Origin of the sequence: Pseudomonas fluorescens HK44 (assembly GCF_000217955.3) — a bacterium.
GTDB lineage: Bacteria > Pseudomonadota > Gammaproteobacteria > Pseudomonadales > Pseudomonadaceae > Aquipseudomonas > Aquipseudomonas fluorescens_AQ.
The window spans coordinates 1570282-1585588 of sequence record NZ_AFOY02000015.1 but is presented as its reverse complement, the minus strand read 5'-3'; the positions used below and the strand labels follow the sequence as shown (position 1 = coordinate 1585588).

The following is a 15307-nucleotide window of genomic DNA, read 5'->3' as shown; positions in this document are numbered from 1 at the left end:
TCCCGGAACAAAAGTACCGGTGTATGTTTCCCGGTATTCCTTGCTCCATATCGCTTAACCATGCTCGTCGTAACGGGAGCCGTATGTCGATACCACGTTTGAAATCCTACCTCTCCATTTTTGCCGCTGTATTAGTACTCGGTCAGGCCGTCAGTGCCCAGGCGGCCGAGCTGCCTGACTTCACGCAGTTGGTCGAGCAAGCCTCGCCTGCGGTAGTGAACATCAGTACCACGCAAAAATTGCCGGACCGTAAGGTCTCCAATCAGGATGTTCCGGACCTGGAAGGTTTGCCGCCGGCGCTGCGCGAGTTTCTCGAGCGTGGCATGCCGCCACAGCAGCGTGCGCCTCGTGGTCGCCAGCGTGAAGCGCAATCCCTGGGTTCAGGGTTCATCATCTCGCCTGATGGCTACATTCTGACCAACAACCATGTGATCGCCGATGCTGATGAAATCATCGTGCGTCTTGCCGATCGCAGTGAGTTGAAAGCCAAGTTGATCGGCACTGACCCACGTTCCGATGTGGCGTTGCTGAAGGTCGAGGGCAAAGGCCTGCCGGTGCTCAAATTGGGTAAATCCCAGGATCTGAAAGCCGGGCAGTGGGTTGTTGCCATCGGTTCGCCGTTTGGTTTTGACCACACGGTGACCCAGGGCATCGTCAGTGCCATTGGTCGCAGCCTGCCGAACGAAAACTATGTGCCGTTCATCCAGACCGACGTGCCGATCAACCCGGGTAACTCGGGTGGTCCGCTGTTCAACCTGGCGGGCGAAGTGGTAGGGATCAACTCGCAGATCTACACCCGTTCCGGTGGTTTCATGGGCGTGTCGTTCGCGATCCCGATCGATGTTGCCATGGATGTTTCCAATCAGCTGAAAAGTGGCGGGAAAGTCAGCCGAGGCTGGTTGGGTGTGGTCATTCAGGAAGTGAGCAAGGATCTCGCCGAGTCCTTCGGTCTGGAGAAGCCGGCCGGTGCGCTGGTGGCTCAGATCCAGGATGGCGGTCCGGCTGCCAAGGGTGGTTTGCAGGTAGGTGACGTGATCCTGAGCATGAACGGTCAGCCGATCATCATGTCAGCAGACCTGCCGCATCTGGTGGGTGCGCTCAAGGCAGGTGAGAAAGCCAAGCTTGAAGTGATTCGTGACGGCAAGCGTAAAAATGTCGATCTGACGGTTGGCGCGATTCCAGAGGAAGGCAAAGAGCTTGATGCCCTTGCCAAGCCTGGTGTCGAGCGCAGCAGCAATCGACTGGGTGTATCCGTGGCCGATTTGAGCGATGAGCAGAAAAAAGCCTTCGACCTCAAGGGTGGCGTGGTGATCAAGGACGTTCAGGAAGGTCCTGCCGCCCTGATCGGTCTGCAACCGGGCGACGTGATTACTCACTTGAACAATCAGGCGATTGGTTCTGCCAAGGAGTTCACGGAAATCGCCCAGGCGCTGCCAAAGAACCGCTCGGTATCGATGCGGGTCTTGCGTCAAGGGCGTGCCAGCTTCATTACCTTCAAACTGGCCGAGTAAACCGGTTGGTCACTGAATAAAAAACGCCTCGAAAGAGGCGTTTTTTTATGGGGCAAAGAAACCTCAGCCCATCATGTCCTTGACCAGGCGCTCTTGCTCCATCAGTTCCCGTTGACGCGCATCGATGCGTGACGACAGCGGGAAGTTGGTGCCTGCGCGACGTTTGGCGAAGTCCAGTTGCTGGATCGCCTGGCGGTAGTCGCCGATCAGTGCGAAGTACTCGGCGCGGGCTTGATGCAGGCCAATGATGTTGCCGGACAGGCCGCGAGTCTCGGCCACCATGTACCAGACGTCCGGATCGTTCGGGCGGTTCTTGAGCAGGGCCTCAAGGGCTTTCTCTGCGTCAGACGGGCGGTTCTGCTTGAGCAACAAGTCGACCCGCACCTGATTCAGCGGATAGTTGCGCGGGTACTGCACGAGCATCCGGTCGACCCGCGTCTGTGCATCCGGCAGGCGATTGTTGGCGATATCCAGATCGACTTGCGCCAGGTTGTAGATGATTTCATCAGGCGACTTGGCCAGTAACTGCTTGAGGTTCTCGCGGGCGTCGTTGAACAGGCTGCCCTTGATCTGGGCGATAGCCAGGCCATAACGAGCCACATCGCTTTTCGGGTTTTCATCGAGTTGGGCGCGAAAGCGTTTAGCGGCAAGACCTGGACTGTCTTCATAGAATAACTGGACGCGTGCGCGAATCAGTTGATACGTCAGGCTGTCTTCCTTGCCGCCCGGTTTGAACTGCTCGGCGCGGTTGCGGGTGTCGGCGATCCGCGATTCGGTGACTGGGTGAGTCAGCAGAAATTCGGGCGGTTTGGCATTGAAACGGTACTGGCGCATCAGACGTTCGAACATGGTCGGCATCGAGCGCGGGTCGTAACCGGCTTTCTCGAGATTGAGCATACCGATACGGTCGGCCTCTTGCTCCTTCTCCCGGGAGAAGCGTAGTTGTTCTTGAATGGCCGCTGCCTGGGTGCTGGCGATGGCGGCGATACCGGCGTCTCCGGCGCCAGCCGCGGCCACGATGATCCCGCCGAGTAGAGCGGCCATCATCGGGATTTGCATACGTTGCGACGCTTCGACGCCGCGAGCAAAGTGGCGTTGCGACACGTGAGCCAATTCATGGGCGAGTACCGAAGCGTATTCGCTTTCGGTCTGGGCATTCAGAAACAGGCCGCCGTTGACCCCGACAATCCCGCCGGGTGCGGCGAAGGCGTTGAGTTGCGGGCTGTTGATCAGAATGAACTCCAGGCGCCGGTCATTGACCTGGCTGGTTTCCACCAGTTTATAGACGCTGGTTTCGACGTAGTCCTTGAGCAGTGGGTCGTTGAGTTGTGACACCTGGCTGCGCAGCATCGCTAGCCATGCGCGGCCCAGCTGGTATTCCTGCTGTGGCGATACGATGGCAGAACTGGCATCGCCAAGTGACGGCAGGTCGTCGGCAAAGCCTGGTGAGGCTAGCAGGCAAGCGAGCGTCAGCAGGGTGGGGCGCAGAAAAGTCATGCACGAAGCCTTAGTCGACAAAGACCTTACTGTAGCCGGACACATGCGTTGCGACCAGATATTCTAGACCACTCAAGCACCTATCTGGAGTGAAGCAATGACCGACGCTGTAGAGCATGACGCCGAACTGGACGCCAGCGGGTTGAACTGTCCATTGCCGTTGCTCAAGGCCAAGCTGGAACTCAATCGCCTGCCCAGCGGCGCGGTACTCAAGGTGATCGCCACTGATGCCGGCTCGCAACGCGATTTTCGCACCTTTGCCCGTTTGGCCGGTCATACGCTGCTTCATGAAGAAGACGAGGCTGGTGTTTTTCGCTACTGGCTGAAAAAAGCCTGAGTGTTCGGCGTTCATTGTTAAGGAATATTGATGTTCAAAGTGTTACGCGACTGGATTCAGCGCTACTTCTCCGATGAGGAGGCCGTGGTGCTGGCCGTGCTGCTCTTTCTGGCCTTCACGGCGGTCCTGACTCTGGGTGGAATGCTCGCGCCGGTATTGGCGGGGATGGTGCTGGCGTATCTGATGCAAGGTTTGGTCAGCACCCTTGAGCGCCTGCATTTGCCCGGTGCTGCCGCGGTGGGACTGGTGTTCGCGTTGTTCATGGGCATGTTGCTGTTATTTCTGGTCGTGGTGCTGCCGTTGCTTTGGCATCAACTGATTACCTTGTTCAACGAACTGCCAGGCATGCTCGCCAAATGGCAGTCATTGCTGCTATTGCTGCCCAAGCGTTACCCGCATCTGGTGTCCGATCAACAGGTGCTGCAGGCCATTGAGGTGGCGCGTGGCGAGATTGGCAAGTTCGGTCAGTGGGCGTTGACGTTCTCGCTGTCCAGCTTGCCATTGCTGGTGAACATCATGATCTATCTGGTGCTGGTGCCGATTCTGGTGTTTTTCTTCCTCAAGGACCGGGCGATGATCGGGCAGTGGGTCCGTGGGTATCTGCCACGTGAGCGTGCACTGATCACCCGCGTTGCCGAAGAAATGAACCGGCAGATCGCCAATTACATTCGCGGCAAGGTCATGGAAATGGTCATCTGCGGCGGGGCGACCTACATCGGCTTCGTTGCCCTGGGGCTCAATTACGCGGCACTGCTGGCACTGCTGGTCGGCGTTTCGGTGGTGGTGCCGTATGTCGGGGCAGTGGTGGTGACCGTGCCGGTGCTGTTGATTGCCTTGTTCCAGTGGGGCTGGAGCGATCAGTTCATCTACTTGATGGCGGTCTACGGGATCATTCAGGTGCTGGACGGCAATGTGCTGGTGCCACTGCTGTTTTCGGGGGCGGTCAATCTGCACCCGGTGGCGATCATTTGCGCAGTGCTGTTGTTTGGCGGGCTGTGGGGGTTCTGGGGCGTGTTTTTCGCGATTCCGCTGGCCACCCTGTTCAAGGCCGTGCTGGATGCCTGGCCGCGCAAGGAGCCGATTGTCGCGCCGCTGCTTTAACTGTCAGCTGATTCTTCAGCGGGGCAGAGGACCTCATCGCGAGCAGGCTCGCTCCCACAGTTGACCGAGTTACTCAGACATACACGATCTAATAATGAAATGGCTACCCCCGCCGCCCCCTGTGATCGCCCACTAAGCTTTCGCAGGGGGCTCATCGGAGACCGTTGCCATGAACAAAGTAGCTATTGCCGCCATCGATCTGGGAAAACACTCTTTCCATCTACACGCGCAAGATGATCGTGGTCATGAGCTTTACCGCAAAAAGTTTACTCGTGCGGCGCTCATGCAGCACCTGATGAATCTCGAACCCTGCACCGTTGTGATGGAAGCCTGCGGCGGAGCCCACTTCATGGCGCAGGAGGTCGCGAAGCTGGGACATACGCCCAAGCTCATTGCCCCGCATCTCGTACGCCCTTACGTGAAAAGCAACAAAAACGACTTCGCTGATGCCGAGCGATCTGCGAGGCGGCGACTCGTCCAACAATGCGCTTTGTACACCCCAAAACCCAGGCTCAGCAGCTGCTGGCCATGCTCAACTCGACACGCGATTCGTTCATCAAAGAGCGCACCGCGACCGTCAATCGGATTCACGCAGCGCTTTTGGAGGTCGGCGTCAGTCTGGCCACAGGCTTCAAGCCCATCAAAGAACTGCCCGCTCGGCTTGAAGCGAGTTCAATTCCTGTGCCCATCAAAAAACTTCTGACGAGGTTGCAGGAGCACTTCACCTATCTGGATGGGCAGATCAAGACGCTGGACAAGGAAGTGGAATGCCAGGCCGCCGAAGATGATCTGGCGGCTCGTTTGATGACCATGCCCTGCGTAGGCCCGATCACCTCCAGCGTCCTGGCTGCCGAATTGGGCGATGGCAAGCAGTTCAAATGCGGCCGAGGCTATTCGGCCTCAATCGGGCTGATACCCAAACAGCATTCTACGGGCGGCAAGACCGTCCTGCTGGGCATCAGCAAGCGAGGTGATCGCAACCAGCGGCGCCTGCTTGTCCAATGTGCCCGTGTTTACCTGATGCAACTGGACCGACAGAAAGGCTGGCTGGCGGACTGGGTCCGGCAGCTATTGGCCCACCATCACTCCAACCATGTGGTCTGCGCGCTGGCCAACAAGCTGGCAAGGATCGCCTGGGCGATTGCTGGCCCACCACACTGAATTTGATGCAGGGCCAACCGCGATGAACGCCTGACCCTGCTGTCACCCGAGCACCACCCACCTGGTTTTGCGATGCTGGATAACAGATGACGTGAACGGCTAACCGGCCTGACGACAACCCTGAGCTCCCACACGGCTGAAAGGCCGTTCGAATAATTAGGATCGTTAGGCATCGATTCTCATCGAGGCGCGGGGTTGCCACCCCACACAGACGCCGGATAGATGAAAGCAAGCCAAACACGCATCAAAAACAGTATTGCAGAAAAGGGGGTAACCATAGATGTGGGAGCGAGCCTGCTCGCGATGAGGTCCGGACAGGCGCCGAAATAATCAGGCCTCGTTCAGCGTTTGGGCCGCAGCCAATACCGCGTCAACATGCCCAGGCACTTTCACGCCACGCCATTCCTGACGCAGCACGCCGTTCTGGTCGATCAGGAAAGTGCTGCGATCAACCCCCATGTATTCCTTGCCATAGAGCTTTTTCAGCTTGATCACGTCGAACAACTGACAGATGGTTTCGTCCTTGTCGCTGATCAGCTCGAACGGGAACTCCTGTTTGCACTTGAAGTTCTCGTGGGATTTCAGGCTGTCACGCGACACGCCGAACACTTCGGTGTTGGCGGCGGTGAACTGTGCATACTGGTCGCGAAAGCCCTGACCTTCGGTGGTGCAACCCGGCGTGCTGTCCTTGGGATAGAAGTAGATCACCACTTGTTTGCCCTTGAGGGCCGCGAGGCTGACGGTCTGCCCGCTGGTGGCAGGCGCTTCGAAGTCGGCGACAGGTTGGTCGATAGCAACGGCCATGGGAGCTTCCTTACATTGGGTTCTGTGGGCGCCACGGTTCGATCAGCGCGTCCAGGTTCAGCGCGTCGGCGAAATCCAGGAACTGATCGCGCAGCCAGCTGATCTGCACGCCGGCCGGTAGCGTCACGGTAAACGTGGCGTTGAGCATGGTGCCGCCGGTTTGCGGCGCCTGATACGTGTCGCAGGTCAGGTTTTCCAGCTCGACGTTGTGGTCCATGAAGAACTGGCACAGCTCGTTGATGATGTCCGAGCGGTAAGCCGAGCTGACATAGGCGACATACGGCAGGGCCTGTGGACGGTTCTCCAGCGCCGCGCTGCGGACCACGTTGACCGTGAAGGCGTGCTTTTTGGCGAGGCTCGACAGGCTGCCTTCAAGGCGCGCCAGCGCATCCCAGCTACCGGAAATCTCGAGGACCAACGCACTGCACTCGCCATGACGGGTCAGGCGAGAGGTGACCACGGCACAGCGGTTTTCATGGCTGGCGCGGCACAGGACGTTAGTCAGCTCCATGGGGTTGGCGCCGAGGGCACTGATGACAAGGAATTGTTCGCGAACTGTGGGGGTGGACATGCAGCATTCCTAAAGCGATGAGCGGTCGGTACTTATCAAGGGCCGATTCGTCGGGGTGGGCGTCCGGATGCGAAATCAAAAAGCCCGAGCCAGATGGTTGCGACGAGCTCCAGTGAGGCGAGATCGGGTAGGCGGCAACGCAGGATCAGGGCTTGTGAGGCCGAAAGTGGAGGCTGGAACCCGGCGTACGAGCCTGTCGGTACTGATCAAAGTCTGAAGGGTAGCGAAAACCGGCGCTCAGGGGAATGGCGCGAGCGCAGTACTTCGCTTGTACAAGCATCTTGGCGCCAGTACCATTACCGTTCTCTTTTTCCGGCAGGAGCGGTTGCATGATTGCGGGCAGTATGGTGGCACTGGTCACACCCATGGATGCACAGGGTCGTCTTGATTGGGACAGCCTGAGCAAACTGGTGGACTTTCACCTGCAAAACGGCACCCACGCCATTGTGGCGGTCGGCACCACAGGTGAGTCTGCGACCCTTGACGTGAACGAACACATCGAAGTGATTCGTCGCGTGGTCAAGCAGGTCAACGGTCGTATTCCGGTGATCGCCGGTACAGGCGCCAATTCGACGCGCGAAGCGATCGAACTGACCACCAATGCGAAGACCGCTGGCGCCGATGCGTGCCTGCTGGTAACGCCGTACTACAACAAGCCGACGCAAGAAGGCCTGTACCTGCATTTCAAGACCATCGCCGAAGCTGTCGACATTCCGCAGATCCTCTACAACGTGCCGGGTCGTACTGCGTGCGACATGCAGGCCGAGACGGTCATCCGCCTGTCGACCGTGAAGAACATCATCGGCATCAAGGAAGCCACGGGCGATCTTGCGCGCGCCAAGGCCATCCTGGATGGCGTCAGCAAGGACTTCCTGGTGCTTTCCGGCGACGACGCCACCGCAGTCGAGCTGATCCTGCTGGGCGGCAAAGGCAATATCTCGGTAACCGCCAACGTTGCGCCGCGTGACATGAGCGATCTATGCATCGCTGCCTTGAACGGTGATGCCGAGAAAGCCCGCGCGATCCACGAAAAGCTGATGCCGCTCAATAAAACCCTGTTTATTGAATCCAACCCTATCCCCGTGAAATGGGCGCTGCATGAAATGGGCTTGATGCCGGACGGTATCCGTCTGCCGCTCACCTGGCTCAGCGAAGCCTGTCACGAACCGCTGCGACTGGCCATGCGCCAGTCCGGCGTATTGGTTTAATTGAGGAAGTACAACGCATGAAGCGAATGGCCGGACTTTCCGCACTTGCCTTGATTATCTCCAGCACCAGTGGCTGTGGATGGATCTGGGGCCCGGAAGGTTACTTCCGTGACCGTGGTAGCGATTACCTGGAAGCGCAACAGACTGCACCGATGCAACTGCCGCCAGATGTCCATACCTCCAAGCGCCTGGACCCGTTGCTGCCGATTCCGCGCAACGTCGCCGATGACACGTTCAAGGGCGAATACATCGTTCCTCGTCCGCAGCCGTTGTCGGCGATTGCCGATGCCAGCGATTACAGTCTGCAAAAAAGCGGCGATTCGCGTTGGGTCATGGCCCAGCATCCACCGGCTGAAGTCTGGCCAGTGGCTGTGCAGTTCTTCCAGGACAACGGCTTCCGTCTGGATCAACAGCGCCCGCAAACCGGCGAGTTCACCACGGCCTGGCAGCGTCCTGACGAGCTTTCCGCGACGATGGCCAAGCGCCTGAGCAGCACCGGCGTTGGTTCTGACAGCCAGACTCGCGTGCGGGTGCGCATCGAGCCAGGCGTGCAGCGCAACACCAGTGAAGTCTATGTGGTCAGCGCCGAGCGTCCTGCCGGTAGCTCCGCCGATGTCGCGTTCACCAACCGTTCGGTCAACACCGGCCTGGACGCTGCGCTGATCGACGACATGCTCGCCAGCATGAGCCGCACGTCGGAGAAGGGCGGTTCGGTCTCGATGCTCGCTTCGCGTGATTTCGATACGCCAAACCGTGTCAGCCTGACTGAAGACGGCAGCGGTAACCCGGTGCTCAACGTCGGTACCGACCTTGACCGCGCCTGGTCGAGCGTAGGGCGTGCGTTGGAAAAGGGTGAATGGCGTGTTGAAGACATCAACCGCAGCCTGGGCCTGTACTACATCAACCTTTCCGAAAAAGCCGAGAAGAAAAACGAGAAGCCAGGTTTCTTCAGCAACCTGTTCGGCAGCGCGCCGAGCAAGGAAGAAGTTGAAGCCCGTGCCGAGCGTTATCAGGTTCGCCTGAGCAAGATTGGCGAGAACGTACAAGTGACCGTCGAGAAGAACATCAACACCGTTGCGCCGGCTGAAGTGGCGCGCAAAGTGTTGGGCGTGATTCAGGACAACCTGGGCTGATCAAATGCGTTTTGCCGTTCTCGGCAGTGGTAGCCAAGGGAATGGCACGCTGATAGCCAGTGATGACACGTACGTCCTGGTCGATTGTGGTTTCTCCTTGCGCGAAACCGAAAAACGCCTGCTGCGCCTGGGGGTAAGCCCGACGCAGTTGAACGCGATACTGGTGACCCACGAACATGCCGACCACGTGCATGGCGTGGGTTTGCTGTCTCGGCGCTACAATCTTCCTGTCTACCTGAGTCGCGGCACCCTGCGCGGGATGCGCAAGCCGGTTGAGCCGGCAGGCTTTGTCGCCGGTGGTGATCAGTTACAGATCGGCGGGCTGAGTATCGGCGTCGTTGCCGTGGCCCACGATGCGCAGGAACCGACGCAATACGTCTTCAGTGACGGTTCGCGGCGTTTCGGCCTGCTGACCGACCTCGGTTCGTACTGCGCCACGGTGCTGGACGGTTATCGGGATCTCGATGCATTGATGATCGAGTCCAATCACTGCCGCGACCTGCTGGCCCGCGGTCACTACCCGTACTTTCTCAAGCAGCGGGTAGGCGGTGAACTGGGACATTTGAACAACCATCAGGCCGCAAACCTGGTGGCCGAGTTGGGCTGGCAGGACCTGCAACACCTGGTACTGGCCCATCTGAGCAGCAAGAACAACCTGCCGCAGCTGGCCCGGCAATGTTTTGTCGACACCCTCGGGTGCGACCCGGACTGGCTGCAATTGGCCGATCAAGATTCAGGGCTCGACTGGCGACATATCGCCTAGCCCATCTACTTAGCAAGCGGAGCCCATCATGGAAAAACGTGAAGAACTCTACCGCGGCAAAGCCAAATCGGTTTACAAGACCGACGACGCTGACCGCTTGATCCTGCTGTTTCGCAACGACACCTCGGCGTTCGACGGCAAGCGCATCGAGCAGCTCGACCGCAAGGGCATGGTGAACAACAAGTTCAATGCCTTCATCATGCAAAAACTCGAAGAAGCCGGCGTGCCGACCCAATTCGACAAACTGCTGGGCGACAACGAGTGCCTGGTGAAGAAGCTCGACATGATCCCGGTCGAGTGCGTCGTGCGTAACTACGCCGCTGGCAGCCTGGTCAAGCGTCTGGGCGTCGAAGAGGGCATGAAGCTCAACCCGTACACCTTCGAACTGTTCCTGAAGGACGACGCCAAGGGCGACCCGTTCATCAACGAATCCCACGTCGTGGCGTTCGGTTGGGGCAAGGCCGAGCAACTGGTTCGCATGAAAGAACTGTCGCTCAAGGTCAACGAAGTCCTGAGCAAGCTGTTCGACGACGCAGGCCTGCTGCTGGTCGACTTCAAACTCGAATTCGGCGTGTTCCACGGTGAAATCGTCCTCGGTGACGAGTTCAGCCCGGACGGCTGCCGTCTGTGGGACAAGGCCACCGGCAAGAAAATGGACAAGGACCGCTTCCGTCAGGGCCTCGGTGACGTCATCGAAGCTTACGAAGAAGTCGCCAAGCGCCTCGGCGTACCGCTGTAATCGACGCAAGCATCTGATAGCACGGAAAAAATTTCACTTAGGGGGTTCGCTTCCGGTGAATGTGCTGTTATGATGCGCGCCGTTGGAGAGATGCCAGAGTGGCCGAATGGGACGGATTCGAAATCCGTTGTACCTTCACCGGTACCTAGGGTTCGAATCCCTATCTCTCCGCCATACCTATACGTTAAAGCCCTGATTATTCAGGGCTTTTTCGTTTCTGTGTTTCTGAAAAAAATCCCAGCCCATACTTTGGCCCATACCCTGGATTGCTCAGTGTTTTTCGACCAAAGGCTGATTTTCCGACAGTTTCTAAGCGGTGCAGTCCAGCAGCGATCCGTCGATCGATCTGACTCGCATCGTTGTAATCGGGATCATCATCTGACCGACACCAACGTACGAACGCTTGCCAGCGATTGTCTGTTGGCGCCGACGCTGAATTGACCCAGTTACCGAGATGCCACTGACCCAGTCTGATTCCTCGCGAACCATTTCCTGTGCTGGATTTCTGCCGATTGGAGTTGGGTCAGTCTTGCGTCGGCACGTAGGTCAATTCGGTGTCGGCGCCAACAGACAAAGGAAAAAGCCGACCTATCGGTAATCACCAAGCCGATGGCCGACACGCAGTTCAGACAAAAGGTAGACTACTCGTTTATCCTTCGTCCGGAGTCGCTTCCCCTTGGAACTCAAGCAACTGCGCTATTTCGTGAAGATCGTTGAGCATGGCAGCCTTGGCCGTGCTGCATTGGAGCTGGACGTCGGCGTCTCAGCGCTAAGCCAACAGATCGGCAAGCTTGAGAGTGAACTGTCGACTCGCCTGCTAAACCGTACCAGCACTGGCGTGACTCCGACCAGCGCCGGGTTCGCCTTCCTGCACCATGCCCAGCTGACCTTACGCCAGGCGGAGAACGCGATCCTGGCGGCCCATCGCGGGCGCATGAGTGGATACGTCAGTGTTGGTCTGCCACCCACCACTGCCACGGTTCTAGCGCTGCCGTTGATTAATGCAATGCGCGAGCGTTACCCAGACATCCAACTGCACTTGGTGGAGATGCTGTCCGGGCACCTCGCGGCGCAGCTCAATGCGCGGCAAATCGATCTGGCAATCCTGTTTCAACTCGAAGGAGGCAAGCGCTGGAGCGTGACGCCGCTGCTGGACGAAAAACTATTCGTGATTGCTTCCCGAGAACTACCCGGCGCACCACGCGGCGACAGCGTGCAACTGGCAGATCTTGGTCAACTGCCTTTGGTGATGCCCAGCTCCCAACATGGATTGCGTGCGACGCTGATGACCGCTTTTGAGCGCTCGGGCATGACGCCTAACATCATCATGGAGGTAGACGGGCTGGTCATACTAATGAACGCGGTACGGGCCGGGCACGCTGCGACGATTCAACCAGGTGCCGCCGCCGCATTAGAGGGGGCATCGGGACTGTCGCTGGTACAGATCGCAGATGCGCACGTTGGGCGTAGGAATTTGCTGGCGACGCTTGCTGACGACGAACTGTCTCCCGCTGCTCTGGCGACGCGGGTCGTGATAACCGATGTAGTGCGACAATTGGTCAATGATTGCCAGTGGCCCGGAGCGCGTTTGATTCAGGAGGTTTGAGACTTAGAACACTATCGGCGGACGTATGCCTTACAGGCAATGCCGCCCACTCACCAGTTGGTCGCCTCGCATACCGTTGCGATCAAGGGGGCCGCTGACCGAAGAAAGCTCACTTCGCCCCCCTTTAGTAAAACTAAAGCCCCCATGTACAAACTCGCCTTTCGCCCCCTTGAACGTCGCACTACTGTTCGCCCACTCGCCAGCAGCAACTCGTTCCCGTCTGCTTGCGAATTGAGGAGAGACGATGGTCGATGTTTTGGTAATAGGTGGCGGTAACGCGGCCTTGTGCGCGGCGCTGATGGCGCGAGAAGCCGGTGCCAGCGTGATGTTGCTGGAAGGCTCGCCAAAGGCCTGGCGCGGCGGTAACTCACAACACACACGCAACCTACGCTGCATGCATGATGCGCCGCAGGATGTGCTGGTCGACGCGTATCCGGAAGAAGAATATTGGCAGGACTTGCTCAAAGTTACCGGCGGCATCACCAATGAAAAATTGGCACGCATTGCCATTCGCGCCTCTTCCTCGTGTCGCGACTGGATGCGATCCCACGGCGTGCATTTCCAGCCGCCGCTGTCCGGCGCGCTGCATGTAGCGCGCACCAATGCGTTCTTCATGGGCGGAGGCAAGGCGCTGGTCAATGCGTACTTTCGCAGCGCTGAACGCCTAGGCGTCAAGATTCACTACAACGCTCAAGTAACCGATATCGAGCTGAGCGATGGAAAATTTGTCGCCGCACACATCGGCGAGCGCGAGGTCGACGGACAGCATCTGCCTGCCGAACGCGTCGAAGCCCGCTCTTGCGTGCTGGCAGCTGGTGGCTTCGAATCCAACCGTGAATGGCTGCGCGAGGCCTGGGGCCAAAACGAACGCGGCGAATGGCCGTCGGATAATTTTCTGATCCGTGGCACGCGTTTCAATACCGGGGTGTTGCTGCGCCGCATGCTGGATCTCGGCGCTGACGTCATAGGCGATCCGACACAGGCGCACATGGTCGCCATCGATGCCCGGGCGCCGCTTTACGACGGTGGGATCTGCACCCGCATCGACTGCGTGTCGCTGGGCGTGGTGGTCAACCGCGACGGCGAGCGTTTCTACGACGAAGGCGAAGATTTCTGGCCCAAGCGCTATGCGATCTGGGGTCGGTTGGTGGCTGGGCAACCCAACCAGCAGGCGTATTCGATCATCGACCAGCAGGCGATCGGCCGCTTCATGCCGCCGGTTTTCCCTGGGACCAAGGCCAACTCACTGCAAGAGCTCGCGCGTCTTTTGGATTTGCCAGAAACGCAGTTCATGCAAACCATCGAAAGCTACAACGGTGCCTGTAAGGTCGGGACTTTCGACCACACCGCCCTGGACGACTGCCACACCGAAGGCCTGACACCGGCCAAGACACACTGGGCACGGCCTTTGGTCAATCCGCCGTTTTATGGCTATCCGCTTAAACCTGGTGTGACCTTCACCTACCTGGGCTTGGCCACCGACGAAACTGCTGCTGTGCACTTCAAAGGTAAAGCCAGTCCGAATCTGTTTGTCGCCGGAGAAATGATGGCGGGTAACGTGCTGGGCAAGGGGTACACCGCCGGCATCGGCATGGCCATAGGCACCGCTTTCGGGCGTATCGCTGGCGTTCAGGCGGCGGCCTCGGTGGGTTTCGGCCCTTCTACTGTGATATCGGAATCTCGACATGCAACTGTTTGATCCCCAAGCGTCCAGCCAACTGATCCCTGTCCTTAATCTGGAGGAAAGTGAAGTTGAGCGGCAGATGACTATCTGCAATGCCTGTCGCTATTGCGAAGGCTTCTGCGCGGTGTTTCCGGCCATGACTCGGCGTCTGGAGTTCACGCAGGCGGACATCCATTACCTGGCGAACCTATGCCACAACTGCGGCGCTTGCCTCTCGGCGTGCCAGTACGCAGCGCCCCATGAGTTTGCAGTCAATGTGCCTAAAGCAATGGCCAAGGTGCGTCTGAACACTTACGTCGAATACGTTTGGCCGCAGCCGTTGGGTAAGCTTTACCAACGTAACGGCCTAACCCTGGCTCTGGCTTCAGGCGGCGGGTTGGCATTGTTTCTGTGCTTGACCCTGATGGTTATGGGTAACCTGTTCACGGCCATACCGGGTGGCAATTTCTACAGTGTTTTCCCGCACAACACACTGGCCCTGATGTTTGGCGCAGTGTTCGGCTTTGCGGTACTGGCCCTGACAATCGGAGTACGACGCTTCTGGCGTAACGTCTCACCTGTCGACGCGCCGCTACCACTGAAAACCTCTGCCGCCCTGGAAGCCACAGCCAATGTCGCACAGCTCAAGTATCTGGATGGCGGCCACGGAGAAGGCTGCAACAACGACGATGACAAATTCACTCTATGGCGCCGTCGCTTCCACCACTTCACCTTCTACGGCTTCATGCTGTGCTTCGCTGCCACGGCTGTGGCCACGCTCTATCACTTCCTTCTCGACTGGTCTGCCCCATACCCCATCTTCAGTCTGCCGGTGATGCTCGGAATCTTCGGTGGTGCCGGCCTGTTGGTGGGGTCGGCCGGATTGCTATGGATGAATCTGCGTCGCAACCCGGAACAGGGCGATGAGAACCAGAAACCCATGGATCGCGGATTCATTGCACTGCTGTTGCTGGTCAGTTCCAGCGGTCTGGCGTTGCTCGCTTTGCGCGAGACCAGCGCCTTGGGCCTGCTGCTGGCAATCCACCTGGGACTGGTTATGGCGTTCTTTCTGACCATGCCCTACAGCAAATTCGCCCACGGTATCTTCCGTGGCGCCGCGCTACTCAAGTACTCCATCGAAAAACGTCTACCCAACCCGATCAACGCCGGCAGTGACTGACCGTCACGACCTCTATTCCAATAATAAAATCGA

13 protein-coding genes, 1 tRNA gene and 1 pseudogene are annotated in these 15307 nt (G+C 58.4%); 12 read left to right on the top strand and 3 right to left on the bottom strand.

Going from position 1 to position 15307, the window contains the following annotated elements:
* The first annotated feature begins 83 nt into the window (after positions 1-83).
* Positions 84-1511: a DegQ family serine endoprotease gene (locus tag HK44_RS20085; protein ID WP_019692534.1), complete on the top strand. Its 1428-nt coding sequence runs from the start codon at positions 84-86 to the stop codon at positions 1509-1511.
* 63 nt (positions 1512-1574) lie between these two features.
* Here HK44_RS20085 and HK44_RS20080 read toward each other — a convergent pair whose 3' ends face one another.
* Positions 1575-3008: a M48 family metalloprotease gene (locus HK44_RS20080; protein WP_019692533.1), complete on the bottom strand. Its 1434-nt coding sequence runs from the start codon at positions 3006-3008 to the stop codon at positions 1575-1577.
* Between the two features lie 97 nt (positions 3009-3105).
* On the opposite strand from HK44_RS20080, the gene HK44_RS20075 reads away from it, so the two are divergent.
* The 3 genes and pseudogenes from HK44_RS20075 (at position 3106) to HK44_RS20065 (ending at position 5641) form a co-directional block, all read left to right on the top strand.
* Entirely contained in the window at positions 3106-3345 is a 240-nt protein-coding gene (locus HK44_RS20075; RefSeq protein WP_019692532.1) for a sulfurtransferase TusA family protein, read from the top strand.
* Between the two features lie 30 nt (positions 3346-3375).
* Positions 3376-4446, top strand: a complete 1071-nt coding sequence (locus HK44_RS20070) for an AI-2E family transporter (RefSeq protein WP_019692531.1) — start codon at positions 3376-3378, stop codon at positions 4444-4446.
* A 169-nt stretch (positions 4447-4615) separates the two neighbouring features.
* Positions 4616-5641, top strand: a pseudogene (locus HK44_RS20065) (IS110 family transposase).
* Positions 5642-5937: 296 nt separating this feature from the next.
* Here HK44_RS20065 and HK44_RS20060 read toward each other — a convergent pair.
* Both HK44_RS20060 and HK44_RS20055 read right to left on the bottom strand, forming a co-directional pair.
* Positions 5938-6411 (bottom strand): peroxiredoxin, encoded by a 474-nt coding sequence (locus HK44_RS20060; protein WP_019692530.1) that lies wholly within the window; start codon positions 6409-6411, stop codon positions 5938-5940.
* A gap of 10 nt (positions 6412-6421) precedes the next feature.
* On the bottom strand, positions 6422-6982 hold the full coding sequence (locus HK44_RS20055) for a glycine cleavage system protein R (protein ID WP_019692529.1): 561 nt from the start codon (positions 6980-6982) through the stop codon (positions 6422-6424).
* 329 nt (positions 6983-7311) lie between these two features.
* Here HK44_RS20055 and dapA point away from each other — a divergent pair, with 329 nt between their 5' ends.
* The 8 genes from dapA (at position 7312) to tcuB (ending at position 15274) form a co-directional block, all read left to right on the top strand.
* Entirely contained in the window at positions 7312-8190 is an 879-nt protein-coding gene (gene dapA / locus HK44_RS20050) for a 4-hydroxy-tetrahydrodipicolinate synthase (protein WP_019692528.1), read from the top strand.
* Between the two features lie 17 nt (positions 8191-8207).
* Positions 8208-9323, top strand: coding sequence for an outer membrane protein assembly factor BamC (gene bamC / locus HK44_RS20045; RefSeq protein WP_019692527.1), 1116 nt, complete (start codon positions 8208-8210; stop codon positions 9321-9323).
* 4 nt (positions 9324-9327) lie between these two features.
* A complete protein-coding gene (locus tag HK44_RS20040) occupies positions 9328-10086 on the top strand; it encodes an MBL fold metallo-hydrolase (protein WP_019692526.1) in 759 nt (252 codons plus the stop codon).
* 28 nt (positions 10087-10114) lie between these two features.
* Positions 10115-10825, top strand: coding sequence for a phosphoribosylaminoimidazolesuccinocarboxamide synthase (gene purC / locus HK44_RS20035; protein ID WP_019692525.1), 711 nt, complete (start codon positions 10115-10117; stop codon positions 10823-10825).
* An 84-nt stretch (positions 10826-10909) separates the two neighbouring features.
* Positions 10910-10999: transfer RNA gene (locus HK44_RS20030), tRNA-Ser, on the top strand.
* 502 nt (positions 11000-11501) lie between these two features.
* Complete coding sequence (locus tag HK44_RS20025) at positions 11502-12431, top strand: LysR family transcriptional regulator (RefSeq protein WP_019692524.1); 930 nt, start codon at positions 11502-11504, stop codon at positions 12429-12431.
* A gap of 244 nt (positions 12432-12675) precedes the next feature.
* Positions 12676-14130 (top strand): FAD-dependent tricarballylate dehydrogenase TcuA, encoded by a 1455-nt coding sequence (gene tcuA, locus HK44_RS20020; protein ID WP_019692523.1) that lies wholly within the window; start codon positions 12676-12678, stop codon positions 14128-14130.
* Positions 14117-15274: a tricarballylate utilization 4Fe-4S protein TcuB gene (gene tcuB / locus HK44_RS20015; protein ID WP_019692522.1), complete on the top strand. Its 1158-nt coding sequence runs from the start codon at positions 14117-14119 to the stop codon at positions 15272-15274. The genes tcuA and tcuB overlap by 14 nt, the downstream gene beginning before the upstream one ends.
* The last annotated feature ends 33 nt before the right edge of the window (positions 15275-15307 follow it).